General features: G+C 65.5%; 24 protein-coding genes. 12 read left to right on the plus strand and 12 right to left on the minus strand.

The window, feature by feature from the left end; genetic code table 11:
- Both ACOIX3_RS14495 and ACOIX3_RS14500 read right to left on the minus strand, forming a co-directional pair.
- Window positions 1-759, minus strand: a complete 759-nt coding sequence (locus tag ACOIX3_RS14495) for a GntR family transcriptional regulator (RefSeq protein ID WP_420970486.1) — start codon at window positions 757-759, stop codon at window positions 1-3.
- A gap of 116 nt (window positions 760-875) precedes the next feature.
- Window positions 876-2,288 carry an MFS transporter gene (locus ACOIX3_RS14500; protein ID WP_420970487.1) on the minus strand — a complete coding sequence of 471 codons (1,413 nt, stop codon included), beginning with the start codon at window positions 2,286-2,288 and terminating at the stop codon, window positions 876-878.
- 366 nt (window positions 2,289-2,654) lie between these two features.
- On the opposite strand from ACOIX3_RS14500, the gene ACOIX3_RS14505 reads away from it, so the two are divergent.
- The 4 genes from ACOIX3_RS14505 (at window position 2,655) to ACOIX3_RS14520 (ending at window position 5,992) form a co-directional block, all read left to right on the plus strand.
- Window positions 2,655-3,062 (plus strand): hypothetical protein, encoded by a 408-nt coding sequence (locus ACOIX3_RS14505; RefSeq protein WP_420970489.1) that lies wholly within the window; start codon window positions 2,655-2,657, stop codon window positions 3,060-3,062.
- Window positions 3,063-3,210: 148 nt separating this feature from the next.
- Window positions 3,211-4,005 (plus strand): NYN domain-containing protein, encoded by a 795-nt coding sequence (locus tag ACOIX3_RS14510; protein ID WP_420970490.1) that lies wholly within the window; start codon window positions 3,211-3,213, stop codon window positions 4,003-4,005.
- A 217-nt stretch (window positions 4,006-4,222) separates the two neighbouring features.
- Complete coding sequence (locus ACOIX3_RS14515) at window positions 4,223-4,612, plus strand: DUF1236 domain-containing protein (protein WP_212310961.1); 390 nt, start codon at window positions 4,223-4,225, stop codon at window positions 4,610-4,612.
- 318 nt (window positions 4,613-4,930) lie between these two features.
- Window positions 4,931-5,992 carry a ketopantoate reductase family protein gene (locus tag ACOIX3_RS14520; protein WP_420970491.1) on the plus strand — a complete coding sequence of 354 codons (1,062 nt, stop codon included), beginning with the start codon at window positions 4,931-4,933 and terminating at the stop codon, window positions 5,990-5,992.
- Window positions 5,993-5,998: 6 nt separating this feature from the next.
- Here the strand turns inward: ACOIX3_RS14520 and ACOIX3_RS14525 are convergent, their stop codons facing one another.
- From ACOIX3_RS14525 to ACOIX3_RS14545, 5 genes are all read right to left on the minus strand, one after another.
- Window positions 5,999-6,649: a glutathione S-transferase family protein gene (locus ACOIX3_RS14525; protein WP_420970492.1), complete on the minus strand. Its 651-nt coding sequence runs from the start codon at window positions 6,647-6,649 to the stop codon at window positions 5,999-6,001.
- 17 nt (window positions 6,650-6,666) lie between these two features.
- Window positions 6,667-7,107, minus strand: coding sequence for an SRPBCC family protein (locus tag ACOIX3_RS14530; protein ID WP_420970493.1), 441 nt, complete (start codon window positions 7,105-7,107; stop codon window positions 6,667-6,669).
- On the minus strand, window positions 7,104-7,451 hold the full coding sequence (locus tag ACOIX3_RS14535) for an ArsR/SmtB family transcription factor (RefSeq protein WP_420970495.1): 348 nt from the start codon (window positions 7,449-7,451) through the stop codon (window positions 7,104-7,106). Before ACOIX3_RS14535 ends, ACOIX3_RS14530 begins: the two co-directional genes overlap by 4 nt.
- A gap of 261 nt (window positions 7,452-7,712) precedes the next feature.
- Window positions 7,713-8,315, minus strand: a complete 603-nt coding sequence (locus tag ACOIX3_RS14540) for a thiamine pyrophosphate-dependent enzyme (protein WP_420970496.1) — start codon at window positions 8,313-8,315, stop codon at window positions 7,713-7,715.
- Between the two features lie 8 nt (window positions 8,316-8,323).
- Window positions 8,324-8,899 (minus strand): thiamine pyrophosphate-binding protein, encoded by a 576-nt coding sequence (locus ACOIX3_RS14545; RefSeq protein ID WP_026192548.1) that lies wholly within the window; start codon window positions 8,897-8,899, stop codon window positions 8,324-8,326.
- Between the two features lie 186 nt (window positions 8,900-9,085).
- On the opposite strand from ACOIX3_RS14545, the gene ACOIX3_RS14550 reads away from it, so the two are divergent.
- The 4 genes from ACOIX3_RS14550 to ACOIX3_RS14565 all read left to right on the plus strand — a co-directional run bounded on the left by ACOIX3_RS14550 (window position 9,086) and on the right by ACOIX3_RS14565 (window position 12,898).
- Complete coding sequence (locus tag ACOIX3_RS14550) at window positions 9,086-10,051, plus strand: Bug family tripartite tricarboxylate transporter substrate binding protein (RefSeq protein ID WP_420970497.1); 966 nt, start codon at window positions 9,086-9,088, stop codon at window positions 10,049-10,051.
- Between the two features lie 4 nt (window positions 10,052-10,055).
- Window positions 10,056-10,952, plus strand: a complete 897-nt coding sequence (locus ACOIX3_RS14555; protein ID WP_420970498.1) for an amidohydrolase family protein — start codon at window positions 10,056-10,058, stop codon at window positions 10,950-10,952.
- 15 nt (window positions 10,953-10,967) lie between these two features.
- Complete coding sequence (locus tag ACOIX3_RS14560) at window positions 10,968-12,017, plus strand: hydroxyacid dehydrogenase (RefSeq protein ID WP_420970500.1); 1,050 nt, start codon at window positions 10,968-10,970, stop codon at window positions 12,015-12,017.
- 665 nt (window positions 12,018-12,682) lie between these two features.
- On the plus strand, window positions 12,683-12,898 hold the full coding sequence (locus ACOIX3_RS14565; protein ID WP_176532398.1) for a hypothetical protein: 216 nt from the start codon (window positions 12,683-12,685) through the stop codon (window positions 12,896-12,898).
- Window positions 12,899-13,009: 111 nt separating this feature from the next.
- Here the strand turns inward: ACOIX3_RS14565 and ilvD are convergent, their stop codons facing one another.
- The 3 genes from ilvD to ACOIX3_RS14580 all read right to left on the minus strand — a co-directional run bounded on the left by ilvD (window position 13,010) and on the right by ACOIX3_RS14580 (window position 17,164).
- On the minus strand, window positions 13,010-14,854 hold the full coding sequence (gene ilvD, locus ACOIX3_RS14570; protein ID WP_420970501.1) for a dihydroxy-acid dehydratase: 1,845 nt from the start codon (window positions 14,852-14,854) through the stop codon (window positions 13,010-13,012).
- Between the two features lie 197 nt (window positions 14,855-15,051).
- A complete protein-coding gene (locus tag ACOIX3_RS14575) occupies window positions 15,052-15,945 on the minus strand; it encodes an MBL fold metallo-hydrolase (protein ID WP_420970502.1) in 894 nt (297 codons plus the stop codon).
- A gap of 7 nt (window positions 15,946-15,952) precedes the next feature.
- On the minus strand, window positions 15,953-17,164 hold the full coding sequence (locus ACOIX3_RS14580; protein WP_420970503.1) for an ABC transporter substrate-binding protein: 1,212 nt from the start codon (window positions 17,162-17,164) through the stop codon (window positions 15,953-15,955).
- 151 nt (window positions 17,165-17,315) lie between these two features.
- Here ACOIX3_RS14580 and ACOIX3_RS14585 point away from each other — a divergent pair, with 151 nt between their 5' ends.
- The 3 genes from ACOIX3_RS14585 to ACOIX3_RS14595 are packed head-to-tail and all read left to right on the plus strand — an operon-like array spanning window position 17,316 to window position 19,432.
- Complete coding sequence (locus ACOIX3_RS14585) at window positions 17,316-18,017, plus strand: TetR/AcrR family transcriptional regulator (RefSeq protein WP_420970504.1); 702 nt, start codon at window positions 17,316-17,318, stop codon at window positions 18,015-18,017.
- Window positions 17,995-18,552 (plus strand): carboxymuconolactone decarboxylase family protein, encoded by a 558-nt coding sequence (locus tag ACOIX3_RS14590; protein ID WP_420970505.1) that lies wholly within the window; start codon window positions 17,995-17,997, stop codon window positions 18,550-18,552. The genes ACOIX3_RS14585 and ACOIX3_RS14590 overlap by 23 nt, the downstream gene beginning before the upstream one ends.
- A gap of 4 nt (window positions 18,553-18,556) precedes the next feature.
- Window positions 18,557-19,432: an SDR family NAD(P)-dependent oxidoreductase gene (locus ACOIX3_RS14595; protein ID WP_420970506.1), complete on the plus strand. Its 876-nt coding sequence runs from the start codon at window positions 18,557-18,559 to the stop codon at window positions 19,430-19,432.
- 67 nt (window positions 19,433-19,499) lie between these two features.
- Here the strand turns inward: ACOIX3_RS14595 and ACOIX3_RS14600 are convergent, their stop codons facing one another.
- A complete protein-coding gene (locus ACOIX3_RS14600; RefSeq protein WP_420970507.1) occupies window positions 19,500-20,183 on the minus strand; it encodes a TetR/AcrR family transcriptional regulator in 684 nt (227 codons plus the stop codon).
- A gap of 63 nt (window positions 20,184-20,246) precedes the next feature.
- Between ACOIX3_RS14600 and ACOIX3_RS14605 the strand changes: the two genes are divergently transcribed.
- Window positions 20,247-22,403 carry an alpha/beta hydrolase fold domain-containing protein gene (locus tag ACOIX3_RS14605; RefSeq protein ID WP_420970508.1) on the plus strand — a complete coding sequence of 719 codons (2,157 nt, stop codon included), beginning with the start codon at window positions 20,247-20,249 and terminating at the stop codon, window positions 22,401-22,403.
- A 24-nt stretch (window positions 22,404-22,427) separates the two neighbouring features.
- On the opposite strand, the gene ACOIX3_RS14610 is transcribed toward ACOIX3_RS14605, so the two are convergent.
- Window positions 22,428-23,435 carry a LysR family transcriptional regulator gene (locus tag ACOIX3_RS14610; RefSeq protein ID WP_420970509.1) on the minus strand — a complete coding sequence of 336 codons (1,008 nt, stop codon included), beginning with the start codon at window positions 23,433-23,435 and terminating at the stop codon, window positions 22,428-22,430.
- Window positions 23,436-23,474: the final 39 nt, after the last annotated feature.

The raw sequence follows: 23,474 nt of genomic DNA on the forward strand, positions 1-23,474 counted from the left end.
TCACAACGTCGAACGTGCAAAGCTCTCGATGTAGTCGATCAGGCTGTCGGAGGCTGCTCCCGCGGCGTCCACGCGGCGCTCGGCGACGGCTTCGGCGACGTCGGCGTGCAGCCGCGCCGCGAGCGGCAGATCGGCCGCTTCCTTGTAGTGCTGGTACCAGAAGCGGCGCGACAGGCCGTGCATCAGGCCCATGGCGCGGGAGGCGAACTCGTTGCGCGACGCCGCCGAGATCAGGGTGTTGAACTGGTGATCCAGCCGCATGAACAGCAGATCGTCGGATTTTTCCGACGCGCGGCGCATGCCTGCGGCGATCTCGGAGAATTGCTTGCGTTGCTCGGTGGTGGCGCGCTCGGCGGCGCCGCGCGCCATCAGCCGTTCCAGCTCGCGCCGCACCTCGAGCAGGCGGAGCTGGGCGCGCAGGTCGATCTCGGACACCAGCACGCCGCGACGGGCCAGGATGTTGACGAGGCCGTCGCGTGACAGCCGCTGCAACGCCTCGCGGATCGGGGTGCGGCCGATGTCGAGCCGCTTGGCGAGCGCGAGTTCGGACAGCGCGGTGCCGGGCGGCAGTTGCAGCGTCACGATCAGCTCTTCCAGCTCGGCATAGGCGCGATCGGTGAGGGTGACATCGCCTTGCGGGAGACGAGCCGGCGCGGCAGCGCGCGGCTTGCCGGCGGCGGCGGACGATGGCCGCGCCGGCCGGCGGTTTGCTGCTGCGCGGGCGCGCGCCGTGCTGGATCGTTTGCTCGAATCGGCCATCAGGGTCTTGCGTGCTGCTGTACAGCAGATATCTCACACGCCCCGATGGCACTGACAAGGCCGCTCGATCGGCGCTACACCGAATCCGGCCGCATGCAGCAAACAGCGGCGCATCATCAGTGCGAAATGCTCTCCAGCGTGCGGCCGCGGGTTTCCTCGCCGAGCACCAGCACCGCCAGCGCCGCTACCACGAATGCGCCGGCGCCCAATGCGAACACGCCGCTCTGTCCCGCCGCAGGCAGGATCACGCCGATCACATAGGGGCCGATCAGCGAACCGATTCGGCCGACCGCGGAGGCAAAGCCGGTTCCGGTGGCGCGGACATGGGTCGGGTACAGTTCAGGCGTATAGGCGTAGAGCGCCGACCACATACCGAACAGGAAGAACTGCATGCACAGGCCGGCAATGATGAGCTGGGTCTGGTCCGCCGCCGAGCCATAGAAGTGGCAGGCGATCGCGCCGCAGAGCAGGTTCATCACCAGCGTCGCCTTGCGACCCCAGGATTCGACGAGCCAGGCCGAGACCAGGAAGCCGGGGATGCCCGCGAGCGAGATCAGGATGGTGTAGAATACCGACTTGGTGATCGGGAATCCCTTGGCCTGCAGCAGCGCGCCGAGCCATGTGGTCAGACCATAGAAGCCGAGCAGGGCGAAGAACCACAAGGTCCACAACATCGTGGTCCGCTTGGCGTAGATGCCCGAAAACAGCGTCCTCAGGCCGGTCACTTCGGACGCGGGCGCGGCCGCCTGGCGCACCACCGGCGGGAGCTCCTTGCTGCCGAGGCGATCGCGGACCCTGCTCTCGATGTCGCGCACGGTCGCTTCGGCGCGCTCGGAATAGCCGTGGGACGCGAGCCAGCGCGGCGATTCCGGAACGTAGCGCCGCACCACGAGCACGAAGACGGCCGGGATCGCCTGCAGGATGAAGACCCAGCGCCAGTCCGCGACCTGCAGCACGAAGTAGGTCAGCAGGCCCGACGCGATGAAGCCGAGCGGCCAAAACCCTTCGAGGAACGCGATGTAGCGGCCGCGGTTGCGGGCCGGCATGATCTCCGAGACCATCGACTGCGCGACCGGAAATTCCATGCCCATGCCGAAGCCGAGCAGCAGGCGGGATGCGCCGAGTGCGGTCGCCGTCGTCGAGAGACCGCAGCACAGGCTGCCCAAGCCCCAGAAGATCATGCTGACCTGGAAAACGCGGGCGCGGCCGAAACGGTCGGCCAGCAGGCCGGCGGACGCGGCGCCTATGAACATGCCGAGGAAGCTCATGCTGGACAGCAGCCCGGTTTCCGCCGTCGACAGGCCGAAGGTCTGGCGGATCGAGCCGAGCACGAAGGTCAGTGCGGCCAGGTCCATGCTGTCGAAGAACCATGCGGTTGCGATGATGCCGAAGATCCATCGCTGATAGGAGGTCAGCGGCAGGCGCTCGAGCCGCGCCGCGATGTCGGCGACCTGCTGCGCCTGCGCGGTACGCGCGACGGCGGCCGGAGCCCGGCTTGCGGCCGATGCGCTGACGTCGGAAATGGTCATTGCTGTCCTCCCCAGATGGACGTTGCCGGGCTCTTGTTGGCCCGTTCCATAAAATGTCACACGGATAGCAGTGATATGTCAATTGGTGATCACGTGCGAATTGGTGGGAGCGAGCCGGCCTCCGCGCCGGACAGGGCCGGGGACAAATCGGCGTGCGGCGCCGGCCTGCTGTGATCCGATCGACGTTCGATGGCGCTTCGGACATCTTCCGAAGCGGCATCAAAGCCCGGTTAACGGCATCCGAGAAATCGGGGCCTGTCCGATAATCCGGCTTTAATGGAGGGCCGACTAAAACTCTCGTGATTGCTATGTGCCGGATGCCTGGAGGTATCCGATATTGGGTCCGGAGGAGGCGTCTTTCCCATCATGTCAGTTCAGGCCGATTTGGATTTTGCGAGCGACGATCGCGCACGGGCGCAGATCGGCGCGGCGGTGAGCTATCTGCTCAGGGACGCGACCGGCGCCGCGCGTGAGCATGCCGTCGAGATGATTGTCGAGATGGTGCGCGATGTCGCAAGCCGGCCGGCCGGTTTTGAGGCGGCGTCCCTGCAGCCGCTCATGAGCGGCGTCACCTACCGGGATTTTGTCATCGATGCCTATCGGCGCGATGTCGATCGCTGGCGCGCGACCATCCGCCGGTCGAACGGCAAGAAGATCCGGATCGCGTCTCCGCCGTCGGTGCGCGACGAGGCGACGACGACGGCGGATGCGATCACCGCCGAGAAGGCCATCGAGTTCGCCAGGCGGGCGATCGATATGGGCGAGGTGCTCTGACCACACCCAAGGGTGCATTCGCCGCGAAAATCCCGGCGATGCCACCGACCCTATGCTTGGGACGCACGATGTGCTCCGATGCGGCGGCTGCGCCGGTTCCGGAACTGTCCGCGCATCTTGATCCATCGTATCCCAGCAGAGAGAAGCCATGCCTTCCGAACTCCGTTCGCCCCGTCTGGCGGTCCTGATCGACGCCGACAATGCATCTGCCAGGATCGCCGACGGGCTGTTCGAGGAGATCGCCAAGATCGGCGAGGCCAGCGTGCGCCGCATCTATGGCGACTTCTCCAATCCAAGGTCCAAGGGCTGGGCCGACATTTTGTCCAAGCACGCCATCATCCCGCAGCAGCAATTCGCCTATACGACGGGCAAGAATGCATCCGACATCACCCTGGTGATCGACGCGATGGATCTGCTGCACAGCGGCCGGTTCGATGGCTTCTGCCTGGTGTCGTCGGACAGCGATTTCACCCGGCTTGCCGCCCGCATCCGCGAGCACGGCATCGACGTGTTCGGGTTCGGCGAGCAGAAGACGCCGGAGAGTTTTCGGCAGGCCTGCCGCAGGTTCGTCTACACCGAGAATTTGCGCGGCGGCGTGACGAGCAATCAGGACGCCGCGGTGCGTGCGCAGCCGTTGCAGCCGCCGGACGCCGCCACGCCCATCCTCAAGAAGGTGATCGGCCAGATGGCCAGCGAGGACGGCTGGGTGACGCTTGGCGAGGTCGGACGGCAGCTGGCCAATCTGGCATCGGATTTCGATCAAAGGACGTACGGCTTCCGCACCCTGAGCGAGTTGGTGCGCAGGACCAACGCGTTCGAGATTGAACAGCCCAAGGGCGGGACGACGCGAATCCGCATCAAGCCTTCAACTGACGCCCCTGCGAAAGCGCCTCCAAGACGGCGAACGCCAAGACGACGAGCCGATCAAAAACCGCCGGAATGAACGGCGCGCAGCGCGCTCCTGCTCTAAACCATCTCTGAATCTGAACCCACGATGAATGCTGCTTTGGACATGATCCGGAGCAGCATTTTCATTTGTGCTGGAACTAAGGCGAGTTGCTGCGGAACTGGAGTTTGCGCACGAGTTGCGGCGTTGGAACTGGAACGTCTCGGTCCCAGCGATGTTGAAGGGGCGTCTCATAACTTGGAGGAGGAGAATCATGAACAAGCGTTTTGCCGTTTCCCTTGTTGCCGCCGCGTCGCTGCTCGCGTCCGGTTCGGCGTTCGCACAGTCGACGACTGCGGCGGGCGCCGCGAACGGTGCGCGGACCGGTGGCGAGATCGCCGGCCCGGTTGGCGAGATCGTCGGCGGCACGGTTGGTGCCGCGGTCGGCGCCGGCCTCGAAATTCCGAATGCGGTGATCACGTCGATCCCGCGCGACGAACCGTCGGTCGTGGTGCGCGAACGCGTCGTGGTCGGCGAGCCGCTGCCCGACACCGTCGTGCTGCGTCCGGTGCCGCGCTACACCGAATACCGCTACGCTGTTGTCAATGATCGCCGCGTGATCGTCGAGCCGCGCACGCGCCGGATCGTCAAGATCATCGACTGATCGCGTCTATTTCCCGTCATTGCGAGGAGCTCGCGACAAAATTGCAAAGCAATTTTGCGCTGAAGCGACGAAGCAATCCATCGCGCCGCATATGCTGAAGCGTGGATTGCTTTGCTTCGCTCGCAATGACGGAAGTGGGAACATGTCATCCTCGCGGGCTTGTCGCCCGCGGGGATTTTCTTGGTCCCATGAATACCGGCATGGCACCGGGCCGCTTTTTTCATGAGGCGCCTGGTTGGCCTGACGGCGCGATCGCCTAGACTGGTCCGCAATCGGCGGACGCAGCCAGCGTCCGCTTTAAGTGCAGGGGATGGAAACATGGGTCGGAAGATCGCGATCGTCGGCGCGGGTGCGGTCGGCGGCTATGCCGGTGCGCATATGGTGCAGGCGGGGGAGGACGTCACCTTCATCGATCCCTGGCCCGAGCATGTTGCGCACATGCGCAAGCACGGATTGCGCGTCACGCACGCGACGGATGTCGCCGAGTTCTCGGTGCCGGTGCGTGCGCTTGATGTCACCGACGCGCAGCAGCTGGCGAAAGAGAAGCCGGTCGACATCGCCTTCGTCTGCATGAAGTCCTACGACACCGCTTGGGCGACCATGCTGATCAGGCAATATCTGGCGGCCGACGGCTACGTCGTGTCGCTGCAGAACTGCATGAACGAGGAAACCATCGCCGGCATCGTCGGCTGGAGCAAGACGCTCGGCTGCATCGCGAGCAGCATCACCGTCAATCTGCCTGAGCCCGGCCATATCCATCGCGGCGCCGGCAAGGGTGGCGCGGATCATACCGTGTTCCGCGCCGGCGAGGTGCATGGCCGCATCACCGCGCGGGCGGAGGAAGTTTGCCGCCTGGTCGGCTTCTCCGATAGCGCCAAGGTGACCTCCAATCTCTGGGGCGAACGCTGGTCCAAGCTCGTCGCCAACGCGATGGGCAACGGGCTCTCGGCCTGCACGGGTCTCCCAGGCGGCGAGGTGCTGCAAAGCGAACCGCTGCGCCGCTTCTCGACGCGGCTCGGCAGCGAGGCGATCCGCGTCGGCCAGGCGCACGGCTATCAGCTGGAAGAGATCCTGCATCTGCCGCCGGAGACCATCGCGCGGGCGGGCGAGGGCGACGAGGCCGCGACCCGCGCCTGCGACGAGCAGCGCTTCAAGGATAGTAAGCGCACTTCGTCGGCGCAGCGCCCCTCGATGGGCCAGGACATGCAAAAGGGCCGCCGCACCGAGATCGAATTCCTCAACGGCTTTGTGGTGCGCGAGGGCGAGAAGCTCGGCCTCGCCTGCAATGCCAACGCCGCGCTGACCGACATCGTCAAGCGCGTCGAGCGCGGCGAACTCGCGCCGGATCCGCGGCACATCACCGAGTTGCGGATGAATTGAGCGGCGCTACGATGTCGAGCTCCGCCGTGGCGGGCCGGCGGGCGGCATCGTGCGTCGGAAGCTCGGCCGCGCGGCGTGTTGCGCGTAATAGCGCGCGAGATGCGGTGCATCCGCAAGTGCGCTGGCGCCTTCGGGCGCCAGCTGTACCCGGTGCAGGATCGGTAGCAGGTTGAGGTCGGCGAAGGTGAGATGATCGCCGACAAGGTAGCCCGTCGGCGCGACCGCTCGGTCGAGAACGTCGATCTGCGCGCGCAGCGCCGGCATGACGGCATCGATGGCCGCGCGGTCGGGGGCGCCGTCGGCGGTCTTCGGCGCGATATAGGCGAACAGGTAGGTCCGGATCAGCGTGTGGTCGATCAGCGTGTTGACGACCGAAATCCATTGTTCGGTGAGCGCGGCGAGCCGAAGACCGGCCGGAAACAAATAAGGCGCAGGGAAGCTGCGGTCGAGATAGGTGGCGATCGCCTTGGATTCGAACAGCTCGAAATCGCCGTGGCGCATCACCGGCATTTTCCCGAACGGATGGATCGCGTAGATTTCAGGCGCACGCAGCGGCCGTTCGGTGAGCGTGTAGTCGATGCCCTTTTCCTCACACACCAGGCGGATCGCGTGGGTGTAGGTCGAGCGGGTCGAGCCGATGATTTCCGGAGCGGTCATGGATATCTCCCGTGTCGTCAGCGCGCGATCCACGCCATGCGGTCGAGCGCGGCCGACCAGCCGATCACGTGGCGGTCGCAGGTTTCCTTGTTCTCGAAGCGCTGCTGCAGCAGCACGAGCCGCGTGCCGCCCGCCGCGGCCTCGAAGGTCACCGCGACCTCGCTTTCGTGGCCGCGCGCGCCGTGCTCGCTTTCCCAGGCCCAGGTGAACGAGAGCCGGTACGGCGGCTCGACAACGCGATAGACCCCGCTGGTCGCGACCACGCCGCCATCGGGCCGGCGCATCATGGTGCGCCAGCGGCCGCCGGGCCTTGCGTCGAGAATGTCGACCGAAGGCTCGTAGCCGTCCGGTGCCCACCATTTCAGCAATTGCGCCGGCTCGATCCAGAGCGCGAACAGCACCTCGGGCGGCGCGGCGATCAAGCGTTCGATGCGCAGCGTGGTGTCGGCATCGCTCATGATTTTCTCCGCTTCGGCATTTGCGCGGCAGCCACTGCTTCCAGGCGATCCAGCGCCGCCGACCAGTGCCGCCGATGCCGCTCCAGCCAGCTCTCCATCGGTGCCAGCGCATCGGCGCGCACGCGCACGAAGCGCCATTGTCGCTCGATCCGGCGTTCGATCAGTCCGGCCGCCTCCAGCACCTGCAGATGCCGTGTGATCGCCGGCGTGCTGATGGAAAAGGGAGCGGCGACCTCGCCGACGCTGAGCTCGCCGCGGGCGAGCAGTCGGTCGATGATCGCGCGCCGGGTCGGATCGGCGAGCGCCGCGAATAGATTGTCGAGTTGAGGCGCCGCGGCCGACATGGCAGGAGAGCCTTATGGTGATTAATGAAAGTGTTAAATAACACAGTTGTTAAATAAGGCAATCGTTAAATAGCAAGACCCCACCTCCCGGCACAGCCTGCCTGTCGTCGCGCGGAGCGACGCGACGAAGCGATCCATCCACCGGACATGCAGGTGGATGGATTGCTTCGCGGAGCCTGTCATCCGGCGGCGCTACGCGCCGACCAGGTGGCCCGTAATGACGGATACTAGGTTGCAACAGGGCCTTGCGGCCGGGCGGCCCTAGAGCAATTGCCTTACCCCCATCCCGTGCATGAACCGCTCGCGGATCTGCACGGGGTCGCGGCGGGTGGTGCCGGTGCCGGGCTTGTCGTCGATGCGGACGCCGATCAGGGTCGGGCTGGCTGCCGATTTGGATTGCTCGATCAGCCGCTCGAAATCGTCCTCGTCGGCGGCCCAGGAGCTGTTCGCGATGCCGCTGGCGATTGCGATCGCGACGATGTCGGTATGGCCTGCCGCCGGCGTCGGCTGGCTGCCCGTGATCTGGTAGATGCCGTTGTCCATCACCACCATGGTCAGGTTGCCAGGCGCCAGTGTCGCGATGGTCGAGAGGCAGCCGAGCTGCATCAAGAGCGAGCCGTCGCCTTCGAGCGCAAACACGCGGCGCTTCGGCTGCGCCAGCGCGACGCCGAGCGCGATCGGGAACGCCAGCCCCATGCTGCCCAGCATGTAGAAATTTTGCGGGCGATGGCCGGCGGCCCAGAGATCGAAGTTGGTGTTGCCGATGCCGCCGATCACGGCCTCGTCTTTCAGCCCGGCGACGAGGCGCTGGGTGAGGTCGAAGCGGTTCAACACCTTGGTGTTGCGCGCGTGTGTGCTGGTCATGGCTGATCTCACTTGTCGAAGGTCTTGCCGCCGGTGAGCAGCGGCGAGAGGATCAGCGCCACCGGCGCCTGGGTGGTGACGGCCTGCTTGATCGAGCGGTCGGCGATGAATTCGAGCTCGTCGAGCCGGGTGATGGTGTGATGTTCCATCGCCAGCGAATCCAGCACCGGGCGCATGGTGCGGCAGACCAGTGCCTGGCCGTAATTGAACTCGCCGAGCGTGCCGCGCTCGGAGACGAACATGATCAGCGGGATCTGGTAGGGCACCGCGAGCGAGGCCAGCACATTGGCAAGCGTGGCAAAGCCCGAGGTCTGCATCAGCACCGCGCCGCGCGTGCCCGCCATCCAGGCGCCGGAGACGATGCCGACGGCCTCTTCCTCGCGCGCGGTCGGAAACGTCGTGAAATACGGATCGGCGTGTAGGTCCTTGATCAGCGTGGTCAGCACCCGGTCGGGCACATAGGGCACCAGCTTGATCTCGTTCCGCTTCAGCGTCTGCAGCACGATGCCGTGCCACGTGGTCGCCGCATCCTGGGACTTATCCTTGGCTTTATCCTTGGACGAGGCTTGTTCCGCGGCCGCCATCCTGTTCTCCCTCTCGCGCGACGCTGATGATCGCTTGCGCCATGAAACTTGACGCTGACCATGCGATTGTCAACATGTCGCGGCCGCAACGCGATCTGCGGAATTGGGCCATCGCAGCGCCGAACCGGCGTGCGATACAGGCCGTAACGATCACGGGACGGAACGATCACGGGACGGGAGGCGTCGATGACCGGATGGGTCTGGCGGACCGCCATTGTGGCAGCGGCCATGGCTGCGGCCGGCCTTGCGCTCGCGCAGCCATACCCGGCCAAGGCCGTTCATATTCTCGTCCCATATCCGCCCGGCGGCGGCGTTGACGTGCTGACGCGGACGCTCGCCGAAGCCGTGTCAAAAACCTGGACGCAGTCGATCGTGGTCGAGAACCGGCCGGGCGCCGGCGGGGTGATCGCCTCGCAGGCGATCGCGAGCTCCGCGCCGGATGGCTACAATCTGATCATGGTGGCGAGCGGCCACGCCACCAATCCGTTCCTCTATCCAAAACTGCCCTACGACACGTTCAAGGATTTTTCGCCGATCTCGCTCTTGGCATCGTCGCCGAATGTGCTGCTGGTGCGCGCGGACTCGCCATTCAAGTCGGTCGGTGACGTCATCGCCGCGGCGAAAGCGAAGCCGGGCAGCCTGTCCTTTGCCCATGCCGGCAACGGCACCTCGACCCATCTGGCCGGCGAGCTGCTCAACAGCCTTGCCAAGATCGATCTCAACGCGATCCCCTACAAGGGCGGCGCACCCGCGATCAACGATCTGCTCGGCGGACAGATTCCGATGTCGTTCAACAACGGCCCGGAGTCGGTCGGGCAGCTGCAGGCCGGCACGGTGCGCGCGCTGGCGGTGACGACGGGCTCGCGCGCGCCGTTCCTGCCAGACGTGCCCAGCATGTCGGAGGCCGTGCCGGGCTACGACACCGAGGTGTGGTGGGGGCTGCTCGGACCCGGCAACATGCCCGCCGATCTCGTTGCGAAAATCTCGCATGATTTCGTCGCGGCGGTGAACACCGATGCCGTGAAGGAGCGTCTCGGCAAGCTCGGCGCGATTCCGATCGGCTCGACGCCTGACAAGTTCGCCGCCAAGATCAAGGCCGACTACGACCAATGGGGGCCGATCATCAAGGCCGCCGGCATGAAGGCGGAGTAGGAAGATGGCTGTATCAGAGATTCCCGCCTGCCTGCCGCCGCGTCCGGTGACGCCGCCGAGAGAGAAGCTGCCGCGAAAGGCCTGCGATACGCATGCGCATGTGTTCGGCCCGGCGGACCGCTTCCCCTATGCCGCCGATCGCAGCTACACGCCGCCGGACGCGCCGCTCGCGACCTATCTCGGCATGCTCGATGCGCTGGGTTTCAGCCGCGGCGTGCTGGTGCAGGGCAGCGCGCATGGCCACGACAATTCGGCGATGCTGGATGCGCTGCAGCGCGAGCCGGCGCGGCTGCGCGGCGTCGCGGTGGCCGATGCCGATGTGGCGGCGGGCACGCTGCGGCAATGGCATGTGCTCGGCGTGCGCGGCCTGCGCTTCAACCATTTCTTCCGCGGCGGGCAGTTGCACTATCGCGGCGGCATCCCCTTGAGCGTCGCCGAGACGCATGCGTCTGTCATGGCCGAACTCGGCTGGCATCTGCAGCTCTGGATCGACGTCAAGGATCTGCCTGACACGGTCCCGACGCTGAAGGCACTGGGCCTGCCGGTCGTGGTCGACCACATGGGCCGCACCGATGCCGCCGCCGGCATCAACACGGCGGGCTTTCAGAGCCTGCTGCGCGCGCTCGGCGAGGGTTGGTGCTGGGCCAAGCTGTCCGGTGCGCATCGCCTGAGCCGGCAAGCGCCGGATTATCCGGATGCGCGGCCGTTCCACGAGGCGCTGGTCTCAGCCAACTCCGAACAGCTGGTGTGGGGCGGCGACTGGCCGCATCCGCGCGTCGAGGGCGAGATGCCCGACGCTGGCCATCTGCTGACGCTGTTCCAGGAATGGACGCCGGACGCCGCGACCCGCCACCGCATCCTCGTCGACAATCCCGCACGACTCTATGGCTTCCCTAACTGAAAGCTGCCCGAAGACATGACCGTCAACAACAAGCGCGTGTTCTACGTCAAATACCTCGCCCACGAGATCTACGTCGACATCTTGAAGAAGCGGCCGGATGTCCGGCTCGACCGTCTCGAGAACGAGACGCCGGAGGCGCAGTTCGCGCCTGTCCTCGCCGACGCGCATGCCTACCAGATCGGCGCGGCGCGCGACGAGCTGGCGCCGCATTTCCATGCCCATGCGGAGCTGTTGAAGCGGGCGCCGAACCTTTTGATCGTGTCCTCGAACGGCGCCGGCTTCGATCCCGTCGACGTCGATGCCTGCACGAAGGCCGGCGTGCTGGTGGTCAACCAATCCGGCGGCAACGCCAATTCGGTCGCCGAGCACGCGCTCGGCATGATGCTGACGCTGTCGAAGCGGATCATCCAGTCCGACCGCAGGCTGCGGCGCGAGGCCAACGTCAACCGTAACGACCTGATCGGCAACGAGCTGAACGAGAAGACCGTCGGCATCGTCGGGCTCGGCAATGTCGGCCGCCGCATCGCCGAGCTGTGTAAGGGCCTCTTGCACATGAAGGTGATCGCCTACGATCCCTATCTCACCGCCGAGGAGATGGCGAAGCGGAGCGGGGAGAAGGTCGAGCTCGACGATCTCCTGCGCCGCGCGGATTTCGTCTCGATCTCCTGTCCGCTGGACAGCAAGAGCCGAGGCATGATCGGCGCGCGCGAATTCGCGCTGATGCAGCCGCACGCCTATTTCGTCACCACCGCGCGCGGTTTCATCCACGACGAAAAGGCATTGGAAGAGGCATTGCGAGAGGAGCGCATCGCCGGTGCCGGCCTCGACGTCTGGTCCAAGGAACCGCCGCCGCCGGATCATCCGCTGCTGCAGTTCGACAATGTGCTGGCGAGCCCGCACACCGCCGGCGTCACCCGCGAAGCGCGCATCAACATGGGCCGGATCGCCGCCGAGCAGATACTCGACGCGCTGGACGGCAAGCGTCCGCCGCGCATTATCAATCCCGAGGTCTGGCCGGTGTACGCCAGAAGGTTCGAGAAGGCGTTCGGGTTTGTGCCGGGGTAGGTCGTGCGGCGATGCCTCATCTCGTTAGGTGAGCAAACTGGACAGGCTCCCTCTCCCCTTGCGGGAGAGGGTGGGGAGAGGGGTGGCCCCGGGCGAGACAATCGACGACGGCGCCGCTATCGAAATTCTGATCCCGTGCCGTTCAAGCGCAAAGTGAGAGAGTGTGCCGTGTGGTACCCCTCTCCCTAACCCTCCCCCGCAAGGGGGGAGGGAACCTTCCCATCGGTGCGTCCCTCACTTGGAAGCGGCCAGGGGACGGAAAAATCGCGCCGCTGCCGCGGAGAAGATCTGCTTCGTCATCAACGCAAACAAACAACGAATCCACTGCCAAACCACCGTTCGGCAATGCGTCCGTTGTTATTTTCCCTGAGATATCGACGGCTTAGCCCGAAATCGCCATTTTCCCTTTGTGCCCGCCCGTTCCGGGCACGGAAGGAAGAAGTTCATGCGACAAGTCCAGTCATTGCTCCGCAACGCGCCCGCCAGGATCGGCCGCCGTCTTGCGCAGATCGTCGCGATTGCTGCCGCCAGCCTGCCGCAGGCCGGCGCGTAGTTTTCCACCGCTGCGCAGCGCTCAGCCGCGCGCGTCGAATTAACTCACGCCCATTTCGCGTTAGTGCTAACGTGGTACTCCCAGGCTCTGCCGGCGCAGCAGGGAGGGTTCCATGTCACGCTTCGTCGTTCAGTTCATGAAGGACGTGCTCGGCGGCAACGGCCGCCAGCGCGAGGTTTGCCAGGGCGAACTCGAGGTCGACGCCTCGAGCGAAGGCCAGGCCACCGAGATGGCCAAGCTTAAATTCTGTCAGGAACAGGCGCTCTGCGACTGGTCACTGCACGCCGACCGCATTCGGATCGAAGCGGCCGACTTGCAAGTGACCTGACGCGTCCAGAGCCACATTCCGATTGAATCGGAACGGGGCTCTGGATTTTTGTTTTGAGGCGCTTTGTTTACGCGAACCGGTATCCGCTTCGCTCGAATACCCTTGGGCCGATTACTCCGGCAGGATGCGCACGGCACCCTTTGCCGCGCTGCTCGCGAACGCCGCGTAGGCCTTCAGCGCGGTCGAGACGGCGCGCTTGCGCGGCGCGGCCGGCTTCCACGCCGCATTGCCCTTGGCCTCCATCGCCGCGCGGCGGCGCTTGAGCTCGGCATCGTCGACCCTAAGGTTGACCTTGCGGTTCGGGATGTCGAACTCGATGATGTCGCCTTCTTCGACGAGGCCGATCAGGCCGCCTTCGGCGGCTTCCGGCGAGACGTGGCCGATCGACAGGCCGGACGATCCGCCGGAGAAGCGGCCGTCGGTGATCAGCGCGCACGCCTTTCCGAGCCCCTTCGACTTCAGATAGCTGGTCGGATAGAGCATCTCCTGCATGCCCGGGCCGCCGCGCGGGCCTTCATAGCGGATCAGCACGACATCGCCGGCCTTCACCTTGTTGGTGAGGATGGCGTCGACCGAGGCGTCCTGGCTCTCGAAGATGCGGGCCGGGCCGGAGAACTTCAAAATGCTCTGATCGACGCCGGCGGTCTTCACGATGCAGCCGTCCTCGGCGAGGTTGCCGAACAGCACGGCGAGGCCGCCGTCCCTGGAATAGGCGTGCTCGGCGTTGCGGATGACGCCCTCGGCGCGATCGACATCGACGTCGTCGAAGCGGCGGTCCTGGCTGAAGGCTTCCTGGGTCGGCACGCCGCCCGGCGCGGCGCGGTAGAAGTTGCGCACCTTGTCGCTCGTAGTCCGCACCACGTCCCAGCGGTTCAGCGCGTCGTCCAGCGTCGCGGCGTGCACGGTCGGTCCGTCGGTCGTGAGCAGCCTGGCGCGGTCGAGCTCGCCGAGGATCGCCATGATGCCGCCGGCGTGATGCACGTCCTCCATGTGGACGTCCTGCACCGACGGGGCGACCTTGCACAGCACCGGCACCTTGCGCGACAGACGGTCGATGTCGGCCATCGTGAACGGCACTTCGCCCTCGCGCGCGGCGGCGAGCAGATGCAGCACGGTGTTGGTGGAGCCACCCATCGCGATGTCGAGCGTCATCGCATTCTCGAACGACTTGAAGTTCGCGATGTTGCGCGGCAGCACCTTGGCGTCGTCCTGCTCGTAATAGCGGCGGGCGAGATCGACGATCAGATGGCCGGCCTCGACGAACAGGCTCTTGCGGTCGGCATGGGTCGCCAGCACCGAGCCGTTGCCGGGCAGCGCGAGGCCGAGCGCCTCGGTCAGGCAGTTCATCGAATTCGCGGTGAACATGCCCGAGCAGGAGCCGCAGGTCGGGCAGGCCGAGCGCTCGATCACCTCGACCTCTTCGTCCGACACGTTGGAGTCGGCGGCGGCGACCATCGCATCGATCAGGTCGACCGCGCGCTTCTTGCCCTTGAGCAGGATCTTGCCGGATTCCATCGGGCCGCCCGAGACGAACACCGTCGGGATGTTGAGGCGCAGCGTCGCCATCAGCATGCCGGGGGTGATCTTGTCGCAGTTGGAGATGCAGACCATCGCGTCGGCGCAATGCGCGTTGACCATGTATTCGACGCTGTCGGCGATCAGCTCGCGCGAGGGCAGGCTGTAGAGCATGCCGTCATGGCCCATCGCGATGCCGTCATCGACCGCGATGGTGTTGAACTCTTTTGCCACTCCGCCGGCCTTCTCGATCTCGCGTGCGACGAGCTGGCCGAGGTTCTGCAGATGGACGTGGCCGGGCACGAACTGGGTGAAGGAGTTGACCACCGCGATGATCGGCTTGCCGAAATCCTCGTTCTTCATGCCGGTGGCGCGCCACAGGCCGCGTGCACCCGCCATGTTGCGGCCGTGGGTGGTTGTGCGGGAGCGATAGGCGGGCATCGTAAATCCTTGGGCTAAGGTCATTTTTTAGGGGAGATGGCAGTCCTTATGCCCGCCCGTAGCAGCCGATTCAAGCGCGGAACCGCATGGCAGAACCCCGCTATCCGACTTCGATCCCGGCGTCTGTGGCGACGGCACGCAGGAGACGGGCCGCGGCTCGTTTCGCGGCGCCCTCCCGGTCCGATTATCTCAGACGCTCAATCCTCGAACCTGAACCTGAAGGCCTCGCCATGCCTGACCACGCGGCCTGCGGTCGGGGCGGGGAAGTGCCCGGTCAGCAGATAGCTCGGCGTATCCGCCAATTGCTCCAGCAGCGTCACGCGGGTGGCGAGCGCCGCTGCGGGATCGACATCGGCGGCATTCGACAGCCACGGCTCCGCGCACTGGATCGGATGATGGATCACGTCGCCTGACATCACGGCATGGTCGCCACGGCCGTTGAGGTGGATCTGCATGTTGCCGGCGGTGTGGCCCGGTGCCGGCGCAAAGCGCAGGCCCGCGTCGCGGTCGTCGAACAGCAGGTGATCGGTCTCGACGAATTCGGCCTGGCCGGCCGCAACGACCGGCAGCACCGAATCCTCGAACGAGCCGTGATTGACCGGCGTTGGCGGGTTCGCTCGGTGCGCGGCCTCCCAGTGCCGGAACTCGGCGCGGCCCATGAGATAGCGCGCCTTCGGAAAGGTCGGCACCCAGCGCCCGTCGATCAGCCGCGTGTTCCAGCCGACATGGTCGACATGCAGATGCGTGCACATCACGAAGTCGACCTGCTCGGGCCGCACACCGAGCGCGGCCATGTTTTCCAGATAGGGCTGGTTGAGATTGTTCCAGGCCGGCACGCGCGGGCGCGGCTTGTGATTGCCGCAGCAGGTGTCGACGACAGCCGTCCAGCGCGGCGTGCGCACCAGATAGGAGTGATGGCTCAGGATAAAGCGGCCGGTCTCCGGCTCGATATAGCGGTGATCGAGCCAGCTTCGGTTCGCGGCGATCACCTCGTCCGTGACATTGGCGAACAGCCATCTATTGTCGAAGGCGAGCGAGGGGATCTCGACCAGCCGGTCGATCCGCATGCTGCCGATCGCAATCTGGCGCATGCGGTGCTCAGTTCTTGATGAGGCCGCCGAACGGCACCCAGCGCGTGCCGTCGTAGCGGATCAGTTGCAGGCTGGTCATCGGCGTATACCGCTCCGGCGAATTGCTGACCGCCGTGCCGTTGATCAGCATCGGCAGATGCAGATCCCTGATGCCTGTCGCCTGCTTCATCACATTGGCGCGGGTAAGGTCGTTGCCGGCGGCCTTCAGCACCGCGGCCAACGTCTGCGCGATGGTGTAGCCGTAGACATTGAGCCAGTCGCTCTTGTTGGCGTCGGGCAGATACTTGTCCATGAAGGCGACCCATTCCTTATAGCCGGCGTCGTCCCTCAGCGCCGGGTCGGTCGAGTCCTTCAGGTACTGGCTCGAGATCACACCGGTGGAATTGTCCTTTCCGGCGGGTTCGAGTACGCCGCTGATCGAGGCCGAGACATTGGAGATGATGGTGGTGGGCTTCCACCCGATCTCGCCGATCTTGCGGATCGCCTGCGCCGCGAATTTCGGCGTCGCCGCGACCAGCACGACGTCGGCGCCGCTGCTCTTGAGCAGCAGGATCTGCGTATCGACGGTGGGGGCGGTGGTCTCGTAGGGTGCGCGCGCCACGATGGCTTCGGTGCTGCCGAGGCCTTCCTCCAGCGCTCTTAGATAGTCCTTGCCGAGGTCATCGTTCTGATAGAGCACACCGACCTTGGCGTTCGGGCGGCTCGCCTTGATGTATTTAGCGTAGGCGATCGCCTCGTCGCGATAGGTCGGCTGCCAGCCGACGGTCCACGGAAAATTCTTCGGGTCGTCCCACTTCGCCGCGCCCGAGCCGAGGAAGAGCTGCGGCACCTTCCTGTCGTTGAGATATTTGTGCACGGCGCTGTTGGTCGGCGTGCCGACGCCGCCGAAGATCAACAGCACCTCGTCGCTCTCGACCAGCCGGCGCGTCTGCTCCACCGTCTTGGGCGGGCTGTAGGCGTCGTCGGCGATCATCATCTGGATACGCCGGCCGTTGATGCCACCCTCGTCATTCACCTTGCGGAAATAGGCCTCCGCCGATTTCGCGATTTGCGCGAACGCCGAGACGGGGCCGGACAGCGGCGCGGTCGTTCCGATCCTGATCGTCTTGTCGTCGGCGCCTGAGTCATATTTCGCGCTCTCGGCATGTACGGTGCCGGCGGCGATCAGCGGCAGCAGCAAAAGGGCCGCGCGCAAATGAGTGCGGACGAGGCGCGCCATGACGGTATCTCCCCAGATTGCTCTCCGCCTCTTCGGGCGGAGTTGAAACGCGAATACTTTGCCCGCCGCTTGCCGGCCGTGACCGCCGCCGTGCAGACGAACGATCGTTCGTACGGTTGACTAGCGAACGATCGTTCGTTAGTCAAGACGCATGACGGCTTCCACATCCAGCGCGGCCGAGGCGGTCGTGACCTCCACCCGCGAGCGCATCCTCAGCGAGGCGCTCAGCCTGTTCGCGCAAAGCGGCTATGGCGGCGCGTCGATGCGCGAGCTTGCGCGGCGCGTCGGCATCCGCGAGAGCAGCCTCTACAATCATTTTCCGGGCAAGGCCGCGATCCTCGAAGCGATCGTCAGCGAGCACGGTCCGGCAAGCTCGGCCGACCGGCTCGAGGCGCCGCGCTACCGGCAGCTCGCGCGGCAGCCGGCGGCGTTCTGCCGCCAGTTCGCGCTCGACCTCGTCGAACAATGGTCGGATCCGCGCGAGCATCAGTTCCAGAAGGTCATCACCGCCGAACGCAACCGTGTGCCCGGCATCCGCGCCAAGTTCGCCGACCACTTCTATGCGCGCGAGCAAAGCCTGATGACGGACTACTTCCGCGGCTTCGCGCTCGCCGGACTGATCTCGACCACAGACCCGCGCGAGGCGGCGCGGCTGTTCGCGGCCGGCCTGATCTATCTCAGGCTCGAACATTATGTGATGGGCGCGCAGGCCTCGCCGCGACCGAAGGTGATCGAGGCGATCGACCGCTATCTCGCGTTCTTCCTGTCGCTGATTGCGGCAAAGGACGCAGACACATCGGACAAGAAGCAACGAAAAAAGGGAGAGACGCGTGGCAAGGCTGCCTCTGATTGATCCGGACACCACGAGCGGCGACATCCGCGCCGCGTTCGACCGCATGCCGGTCAAGCTCAACATCTTCCGCATGATGGCCCATGCCGAGGCCAACATGATCCCGGCGATGCGGCTCGCCAATTCGATCCTGCATAAGCAGAAGCTCTCCGCGGTCAACCGCGAGTTGCTGATCCTGCAGGCGGCGCAGCTCGAGGGCGGTGCCTATGAATGGCGGCAGCATGTGCCGATCGCGCTCGGCGTCGGCGTTACGCAAGCGCAAATCGATGCCGTCGAGCGCGGCGATTACGACGATGGCGCGCTCAACGCCGCCGAGCGCGCGCTGCTTCGCTTCGGCCGCGAGGTGGTCGAGAAGGTCCGCGTCGGCGAGGCGGCTTTCGCCGGCATGCGCACGCATTTCAGCGATCAGGAGATCGTCGAGGCGATCGTCACGCTCGGCTTCTACATGATGATGGCGCGGCTGACGGAGGCGACCGAGACCGATCTCGATCCGGCCGCCGGCATGGCCGTGTTCGAGGGCGGCAAGAAGCGGGGCTGATGGGATGTCGGAGACTTCGCAAGAGGGCAAGCAAGGGACCTCGCAAGACTCCAAGCCGGAGCGCTATGTCCGCCCGCTGAGTGCGGAATCGTCGGGCATGGCGCCGGGCAGGGGACGGCTCAACGGCCGCCGCATCCTGGTGGTCGGCGGCGGCCAGCGCGTGTTCGATGCCGCAACCGATCCGATCGGCAACGGCCGCGCCATGAGCCTATTGTTCGCGCGGGAGGGCGCGCATGTCGCGGTCGCCGACCTCAACCGCGCCTCTGCGGAGGACACGGTCGCGCGCATCGCCGAAGACGGCGGCCGCGGTTTCGCGTTCGCTGCCGACGTCACCAGGGAGGCCGATGTCATCAGGATGATCGACGAGGCGCACCACGCGATGGGCGGGCTCGACGGCATGGTGCTGAACATCGGCACCTTTGGCAAGACCGGCCTCGACAATGTCAGCGCCGAGGAATGGAACAGGATCTACGACGTCAATGTCCGCGGCCCGATGCTGTGCTGCCGCTCGGCTCTGCCCAAATTCGCCGATGGCGGCTCGATCGTCTTCATCTCGTCGATCGCGGCGCTAAAGGCGGGATCGCAGATGGCGGTCTATGATTCTTCCAAGGCGGCGCTCGGCGGCCTGATGCGCAACATCGCGCACACCGGCGCCCGGCGCGGCATCCGCGCCAATCTGGTCTATCCCGGGCTGGTCGACACCCCGAACGGCCGCGAGGCCGGTGCAGGACGACCGTCGCGCGGCAAGAGCCAGGTTCCGTTCGGCCGCCAGGCGACGGCGTGGGAGATCGCTTACGCGGTGCTGTTCTTCATGTCGGATGAAAGCGTCTACGTCACCGCGCAGACGCTCGCGGTCGACAGCGGCCTGAGCGGAATGTGAGCGAAGCGCTGTTCAGGCGACTGTCGCAAACCAGACTGTGGCCCTCGGCGTGGCCCGAATGATCCGGTCAGCTCTCCGGCAGCTTGGACAAGACGCTCTTTGAAGCCGGGCACGTCAGCGTGGCTTCAAGCGTGTCGAGGATGTTCTCGATCGTGAAGGGTTGGCCCCAAAGCCGGCTGCTTTTGGTGTTGCGCAACTCGAGCGCCGCCTCGTGGGCGGACAGGATCGCGTTGGCGTAGATGGCGAGGATCGACAGCCGCTGTTCGACGATCGGCGCCGGAAGCCGCAGCATCTGCTTCAGCTGATCGAAGCATTCGATATAGCTGGCGTTCCAGCGGCCGTTGAGCGCCGCACGCAATGCCTTGGGATCCGAGGCCTGCAGGTTCGAGGTGAAGCGGATATATCCGCGCCATCGCACGTCGTCGCCGAGCTCGATGACAGGCATGACCAGCACCACGATCAACTCGCGAATGGTCTTCGGTCCGCCCCGCGCCTCAATGTCGCCGAGCATGTCACGCCGTCGTTCCTCGAGCACCGTGGCGCCGTCGACGACCATCTGCCGGATCAGCTCTTCCTTGGAGCCGAAATGATAGTGCAGGGCGGCGTTGTTGCGCTGTCCGGCGGCGTCGACGATCTGCTGCACGGTCACGGCGTCGACGCCATGGCGGGCAAACAGCATTTGCGCGGCCGCCTTGATCTGGTTCCGCGTCTCTTCCGAGGTCGCGCGCGTGCCCTTCCGACTGCTTGACATGCGAACTGATCCCGGATTAATTAAGTGAAATCGCTTAACTTGGACTCGGAGAGGAAGCAGGTCATGCGTGTACTCATCGTGGGCGGCGGCATCGGTGGACTGACTACAGCGATTGCGCTGCGTCATCAAGGCATTGACGTTCTCGTGCTCGAGCAGGCCAGGGCATTGAGCGAAATCGGCGCCGGCATCCAGATTGCCGCGAACGCGGCGATTGTGCTGCGCGAGCTTGGATTGGAGGCCGCCATTCGCAGCGTTGGCGTCAAGCCGCAATCCTATGACTACCGCGACCTGCGCACCGGCAAGATGCTGTACCAGGCTCCGCTGGGCGATGAGGCCGCCAAGCGCTACGGCGCACCGATGTACAACATCCATCGCGCCGATCTGGTTCAGATCCTGTCCGACGCGGTGCCGCCGGAAGCCAGACGGCTTGATGCCCGCTGCGTGGCAGTCTCGCAGGACGCCGACGGCGTCGCAGTGAAGCTCGCGAATGGCGAAACCGTGCGCGGTGACGTGCTGATCGGATGCGACGGCATCCATTCGGTAGTGCGCGAGCATCTGCGCGGCCAGGAGGAGAAGCACTTCGCCAACATCCTGATGTGGCGCTCGCTGATTCCGGCCGAGCGGGTCGAGGGCCTCGATCTGGAGGAGCGGGGCAATTACTGGTTCGGCCCCGGCCGGACGCTGATCACTTATTGGGTGCGGCCGAAAAATCTCTACAGCATCCTTGCTTCGGTGCCTGCGCACGAGGTGACGCGGGAATCCTGGGATGAGACCGGCGACATTTCCGAACTGCTGGGCTCCTTCAATGACGCCGAGCCGCGCGCGCGAAAAATGCTCGAGCAATGCCAAAGCGCATTCATCACCGGCATGTATTATCGCGATCCGATCGATTGCTGGAGTTCCGGCCGCATCACGCTGCTCGGCGATGCGGCTCACCCGATGGTGCCGTTTCTTGCGGCCGGCGCCGGCCAGAGCATCGAGGATGGCTGGACACTTGCGCGCGTGCTGTCGCGACGGCAGAACGATGTGCCGGGCGCGCTGAAGGAGTATGAGCAGCGGCGGCTGCCGCGCACGACGCGGATCCAGGCCGGTGCGCGTGCGGTGGTGAAGCTGATGCACGAGACCGATGCGGACCGACTGCGCCACCGCAACCACCGCTGGAAGGGCATGGCGCGGATCGACCCGCTGGCGGAGACCAGTTGGGGCCTCGCCTGGGACTATGATGTGGTCAAGGCCACCGAAGGGCCGCCCGGCGAAGTGCTCAATGTCACCGGCCTGCGCGAAGGCAAGCGGTTGCAGCGACCCGAGGCGCAGCGCGCGTTCGATCTCTGGAAGTATGCGTTCCGGCCTGAAGATGTCGCACGTGGTCATGACGGGTTGCGTGAGGCCTATGACCGCTTCCTCCTGAGCAACTTTCCGCTTCCCGAAGGCATCGCCGCGGTGGAGGACGAGCTTGGCGACGTCAAGGCCTGGCGCGTCGCGGCCGCGGATGCGCAAGGTGGCAACGTCGTGCTGCACTTCCACGGCGGCGGCTATCTGATCGGGGCCGCCAAGGGCTCGTTGGAATATGCAAGCCGGCTGGCGGCTGCGGTGGCGGGAACCTGCTACACCGTCGACTACCGGCTCGCACCGGAGCATCCCTATCCGGCCGCGCTCGATGACGCAGTGGCCGCCTATCGCGCATTGCTGGCGCGCGGCATTCCCGCAAGCTCGATCATGGTCTCCGGCGAATCCGCGGGCGGCGGCCTCGCCGTTGCAATGGTGCTGGCGCTCCGCAATGCCGGCGATCCGTTGCCGTCGGCGATCCTTGCCGCGGCGCCTTTCGTCGATTTGACATTGTCGGGTCCGACGATCCGGCAGTTCAATGGCGACGATCCTGCGGCCAACCGCGACCTGCTCACGTTCATGGGGGCGTCCTACTTCCAGGGGCATGAGCCGACCGATCCGCTGGTGTCGCCGCTGTTCGGCGATCTCACCGGCCTGCCGCCGCTGTTCCTCACCGCGAGCCGGGGCGAGGTGTTGCTCAGCGATACCACGCGGCTGGCCGAGCGCGCGGAGCAGGCCGGGGTCGACGTGACGCTGCGGCTGGTCGAGGACTCAGTCCATGTCTATCCGATCTTTCCGTTCCTGCCCGAGACGCGGGCGACAATGCAGGAGGTGGCCGCCTGGGCGCAGCGCCATCTGCGTCGCGAGGATGCGCGGTCGCAGGCTGCCGAATGATCTATTGCGGCGTGTGATACGCTGTCATTCCGCGGCGAGGCTGGCCGGAACCGGGATGCCCACCTTGGGGCGCGCTTTGGCCGCGCGGCGGTTGTTCTTGCTGAAACGGCTGCCGGCCAGCAGCGCCGCGGCGGCGCGCAACTGCTCGCGCAGCCATTGATTGGTGGTGTCGCCCTCGGCGGTGGCGTGCCAATAGAGATAATTGACGTGCGGACTGATCGGGAACGGGCAGGGGAAGCACTGCAACAGCCCGGGATCTTCCAGCACGGAGGCGGCGCTCTCCGACGCCGTCAGCAGCATGTTGCTGCGGCTCACGACATGGCAGGCGGTCGCAAAGTTCTGGCAGGTCAGGCGAACGGTGCGCGTCAGGCCGAGCCGCTGGAACTGGAAGTCCTCGAACGACAGGCCGCTGCGCCGCGACGTCACGCAGACGTGTTCCAGGCGCAGGTACGCCTTCTTGTCGAGCCGCTTGCCGAGCTCGGGATGGCCGCGCCGGGCGAATACCGCGATATGCTCGGTCAGGATCTGCTCGCGCCGCACCTCGGTGGAGAGCGGCAGCAGCGTATCGATCGCGACGTCCAGCGTGCCGGCGGCAAGCTCCCGCTCCAGATTGTTGCGCTCGCTGCGCACAGTCGCGATCTCGACCAGCGGCGCAACCGTGCTGATCCGGTTGATCAGCGCACTCAGCATCGGCGCCTCCAGATTATTGCGCAGGCCGATCACGAACCGCTTCGGTGTCCTGGCCGGATCGAAGCGGTTGGTGTGGGTCAGCGTCGTCTCCAGGCCGTTGAGTGCCTGGCGCACGGTCGTGATGATCTGGCGCGCCAGCGGGGTCGGCGTCATCACGTGATGGCGGCGCACGAACAGCGGATCGTTGAACATCGCGCGCAGCCGGCTCAGCGCATGGCTGACCGCGGGCTGGGTCAGATTGAGGCGGAAGCAGGCGCGGCTGACGCCGCCCTCGGTGTAAATCGCGTCGAACACGACGAACAGGTTCAGATCGATATCGCGCACATGCATGGAAATAATCAATCCGTATCCGCCGAATGCATTTGACGAATATGAGTTGGC

The organism is Bradyrhizobium sp. B120, from assembly GCF_049075665.1.
Taxonomy (GTDB): Bacteria; Pseudomonadota; Alphaproteobacteria; order Rhizobiales; family Xanthobacteraceae; genus Bradyrhizobium.